Origin of the sequence: Nocardiopsis listeri (assembly GCF_020741345.1) — a bacterium.
Classification (GTDB): Bacteria; Actinomycetota; Actinomycetes; order Streptosporangiales; family Streptosporangiaceae; genus Nocardiopsis; species Nocardiopsis listeri_A.
This window is the reverse complement of sequence record NZ_DYZD01000045.1, coordinates 1-4,169: the sequence shown is the minus strand read 5'-3', so window position 1 is coordinate 4,169 and position 4,169 is coordinate 1. Positions and strand designations below refer to the sequence as shown.

The following is a 4,169-nucleotide window of genomic DNA, read 5'->3' as shown; positions in this document are numbered from 1 at the left end:
CCCGGGGCCGCGTTCCGTTTCCCGGCGAGTTCATCGGGGAGGGGACCCGCGCCACGGGGCGGGGCGCACGCGCTGAGAGTATGGGCGTGCTCGATGTACCCGCCCTCTCCCCCCGAGGACTCGACACCGTGCCCACGCCCCTTTTCTCGCCGTCGCACGACCCCGACGGCGCGGCCCCGCTCGGGGCGCACGACCCCGTGCGCCTGGGCCCCTACCGTTTGCTCGGCAGGCTCGGGTCCGGCGGAATGGGGACCGCCTACCTCGCGCGTTCGCGCTTCGGTCGGCTGGTGGCGGTCAAGGCGGTGCACCCCGAACTGGTCGACGAACCCGAGTTCAGGGAACGTTTCACCCGGGAGGTCGCGGCCCTGCGTCGGGTGCGCAGCCGGTTCGTTCCCCGGTTCGCGGGGGCCGCGCCCGGGGCGGTCATCCCCTGGTTGGCCCTCGGGCACGTTCCCGGCCCCACCTTGAGCCGTCAGGTGCGCAACGTGCGTCCTCTGCGGGATCGCGCACTGGCCCGGGTGGTCACCGGGGTCGCCTCGGCGCTGGCCGACATCCACCGCGCCGGAATCGTGCACCGCGACCTCAAACCCGGCAACGTCATCCTCTCCCCGCGCGGCCCCCGCGTGCTGGACTTCGGGGTGGCCGCCCGGCGCGCCGAACAGACCCCGCAAGGCCCCGTCTGGGGCACCCCCGGATGGGTCGCGCCCGAACGCCTGCGAGGAGCCCCCGCATCGGCCGCCTCCGACGTGTTCGGCTGGGGTCAACTGACCGTCTACGCCGCCACCGGACGCAACCCGTTCGGTTCCGTCTCGGAGGCGACCACCCGCAGGATCCTGCGCGGGGAGGCCGACCTGATCGGGCTGCCCGGTGAATACCTCTCCACTGTGCGCGCGGCGCTGGCGACCACCCCCGAACTCCGTCCGACCCCCGAGCGGATCCTGTTGTCCCTGGCCCGGAACGACGTCATGCGCCCCTACTGATCGTGGCCACATCCGGACAGCGTTCACAACGGGATGGTGGTGGGTCGCCCGCTGTGAAGGTCGAGTATGGCCGGTCACACCGCAGGTGGGGCGGGTGTGCACCGTGCGAAGGAAGTGCTCGCGGGGACGCCGGGGAACACCTTCGAGGGGTGACAACCAGCGACAAACGGCACAGAATGGGCACACATGGCCGGCGCGGGCCCCCTGCTCTTTCCGGGCGCGCGTCCGATCCGGACAGTCGCGGCGCCCCCGCCCCGGATCCCAGGGCCCTCTCACATTCCTCATGAGGAGACACCGGATGGAAGGCGCCCTGCCGATGATCGCCCTGGCCACCGTCGTGGTGTCCGCCGGTGCGATCATCGTCGCCGCGCACTTTCGCAAGGAACGCGTCAGCGAACTGAACGCCTGGGCCCGTGCACACGGCTGGGAGTACGTCGAACAAGGCTCTCCGCCCCTGGAAGGCGTCACCCTGCCCGACGCGCTACGAGGTCACGACCCCCGCGCTCGCCACGTGCTGACCGGCCACCGAGGCCACCACCAGGTCACCGCCTTCGAACTCACCCACGGCCCCGACCGACGCGGCGGCGAGGCCACGACGCACCGCATCGTGGCCGTGCGCACCCCCGGACACGGGGCGGATCTGGAGATCCACCGCCGCGACCTGGCCAGGGCCGTCTCCTTCGACGGACGGGGCGAACCCGCACAGGTCGAGGTCTCCTTCTCCGGCGCCTTCCGCACCGTCGGCGCCGACGAACACTTCACCCGGGCCGTGCTCGACCACGCGACCGCCGCGTGGCTGCTGTCGGACTGCCGCTCACGCTCGCTGCCGATCCGGTTCACCGGCGACCACATCCTCACCTGGGCACCGATGCGGCTGGACCCCGACCGCGCGTTGACCGCGGCGGACTACCTGATCGACCTGGTGAACCGGATCCCGCCCCGGGCCTGGCAACCCCACACCACCGGAACCTGACCCCGCCACGACCGTGCGTGCACGAATCCGGACGTTCGGCCACACTGTGAGCTGCGGATAAAATCCGGGTTGCCCCGACCTCCAAGGAGTGGACCCCATGAGCGACCCCAACGCCACACACCGCATCTCACGCGCCGACCTCTTCAAGGACGACGAGGAGGAGGCCGCCCCCGACCCCAACGCCACGGCCCAGATCTCCCGCGAGGACCTCTTCAAGGACGACGACGAACCCCGTCGCCCGCGTGAACGATCCTGACCGGCCCTTCCGCAGCACACGAAAGGAGCGCCCGACCTCGCAGAGGACGGGCGCTCCGTGCTTTCGTGGAACCGGATCAGCGGCGATCGCGGACGGTCGCGACGATCTCGGCGACCGCCTCGTGGACCGGCACACCGTTGTTCTGCGAACCGTCCCGGTAGCGGAAGGACACCGCGCCCTTGGCGATGTCGTCGTCACCGGCCAGCAGCATGAAGGGGATCTTCTGCTTCTGGGCGTTGCGGATCTTCTTCTGCATCCGGTCGTCGCTCGCGTCCACCTCCACGCGAATACCCTCGGCGCGCAGCTTGGCCTTGACCTCCTGGAGGTAGGGCACGTGCTCGTCGGCGATGGGGATGCCCACGACCTGGACCGGGGACAGCCACGCCGGGAACGCGCCCGCGTAGTGCTCCAACAGCACCGCGAAGAACCGCTCGATGGAACCGAACAGGGCACGGTGGATCATCACCGGACGCTGACGGGAGCCGTCGGCCGCGGTGTACTCCAGGTCGAACAGCTCGGGCAGGTTGAAGTCCAGCTGGATGGTGGACATCTGCCAGGTCCGGCCGATGGCGTCCTTGGCCTGAACTGAGATCTTCGGTCCGTAGAAGGCGGCGCCACCCGGGTCCATGACCAGGTCCAGCCCCTGCTTCTCGGCGGCCCCGCGCAGGATCGAGGTGGCCTCCTCCCAGACGTCGTCCTCACCGACGTACTTCTCCGGGTCCTTGGTGGACAGCTCCAGGTAGAAGTCGTCGAGGCCGTAGTCGCGCAGCAGGTCCAGCACGAAGGTGAGCAGCGAGTCGAGCTCGCCGGCCATCTGCTCCTTGGTGCAGTAGATGTGCGCGTCGTCCTGGGTGAAGCCGCGTGCGCGGGTCAGCCCGTGCACCACACCCGACTTCTCGTACCGGTACACGGTGCCGAACTCGAACATGCGCAGGGGCAGCTCACGGTAGGAACGCCCGCGCGCGTCGAAGATCAGGTTGTGCATCGGGCAGTTCATCGGCTTCAGGTAGTAGTCCTGACCGCCGTCGAGCTGCATCGGGGGGTACATGCCGTCCGCGTACCAGCTCAGGTGCTGGGACTTCTCGAACAGGGTGCTCTTGGTGGCGTGCGGGGTGTAGACGAACTCGTAGCCGCTCTCCTCGTGGCGCTTGCGCGAGTAGTCCTCCATGACCCGACGGATGATGCCGCCCTTGGGATGGAAGACCGCCAGGCCGGAGCCGATCTCGTCCGGGATGGAGAACAGGTCGAGCTCTGAGCCGAGCTTGCGGTGGTCGCGCTTCTCGGCCTCCTCCAGGAAGGTCAGGTACGCCTTGAGCGACTCCTTGTCCTCCCAGGCGGTGCCGTAGACGCGCTGCAACTGCGGGTTGGTCTCCTTGCCGCGCCAGTAGGCGGCGGCGGTGCGCATCAGCTTGAACGCGGGGACGACCTTGGTGGTGGGCACGTGGGGGCCACGGCACAGGTCCTTCCAGCACAGCTCGCCGGTGCGCGGGTGGACGTTGTCGTAGATGGTGAGCTCACCGGCGCCGACCTCCGCGGAGGCGCCCTCGGCGGCCTCGGCGGCTCCGCCCTTGAGGCCGATCAGTTCCAGCTTGTAGGGCTCGGTGGCCAGTTCGGCGCGGGCCGCGTCGTCGGAGACCACCCGGCGGTCGAAGCGCTGCCCCTGCTTGATGATCTGCTGCATCTTCTTCTCGATGCTCTTGAGATCGGCGGGGGTGAACGGCTCGGCGACGTCGAAGTCGTAGTAGAAACCGTTCTCGACGGGCGGGCCGATGCCCAGCTTGGCCTCGGGGAAGAGCTCTTGGACGGCCTGGGCGAGGATGTGCGCGGTGGAGTGGCGCAGGATCGCCCGCCCCTCCTCGGAGTCGATCGTGATCGGCTCGACGGTGTCGCCATCGGCCAGTTCCCGGAACAGGTCGCGGGGTTCACCGTTGACCAGGGCGGCGATCACGGTCCTGCCGTC

General features: G+C 69.4%; 4 protein-coding genes. 3 read left to right on the top strand and 1 reads right to left on the bottom strand.

Annotated elements, in window-relative coordinates:
* Positions 1-86: 86 nt before the first annotated feature.
* The 3 genes from K8V84_RS02555 to K8V84_RS02545 all read left to right on the top strand — a co-directional run bounded on the left by K8V84_RS02555 (position 87) and on the right by K8V84_RS02545 (position 2,209).
* Complete coding sequence (locus K8V84_RS02555) at positions 87-980, top strand: serine/threonine-protein kinase (protein ID WP_304069818.1); 894 nt, start codon at positions 87-89, stop codon at positions 978-980.
* Between the two features lie 298 nt (positions 981-1,278).
* On the top strand, positions 1,279-1,953 hold the full coding sequence (locus K8V84_RS02550; protein WP_304069815.1) for a hypothetical protein: 675 nt from the start codon (positions 1,279-1,281) through the stop codon (positions 1,951-1,953).
* Between the two features lie 97 nt (positions 1,954-2,050).
* Positions 2,051-2,209 (top strand): hypothetical protein, encoded by a 159-nt coding sequence (locus K8V84_RS02545; protein ID WP_304069813.1) that lies wholly within the window; start codon positions 2,051-2,053, stop codon positions 2,207-2,209.
* Positions 2,210-2,285: 76 nt separating this feature from the next.
* Here K8V84_RS02545 and thrS read toward each other — a convergent pair.
* Positions 2,286-4,169: threonine--tRNA ligase (thrS, locus tag K8V84_RS02540; RefSeq protein WP_304069810.1), on the bottom strand; the 1,884-nt coding region annotated here is incomplete at its 5' end.

Bases quoted from the DNA above. Each gene is read 5' to 3' on its own strand.
- K8V84_RS02550 (WP_304069815.1), top strand. From the start codon at position 1,279: ATGGAAGGCGCCCTGCCGATGATCGCCCTGGCCACCGTCGTGGTGTCC.
- K8V84_RS02545 (WP_304069813.1), top strand. From the start codon at position 2,051: ATGAGCGACCCCAACGCCACACACCGCATCTCACGCGCCGACCTCTTC.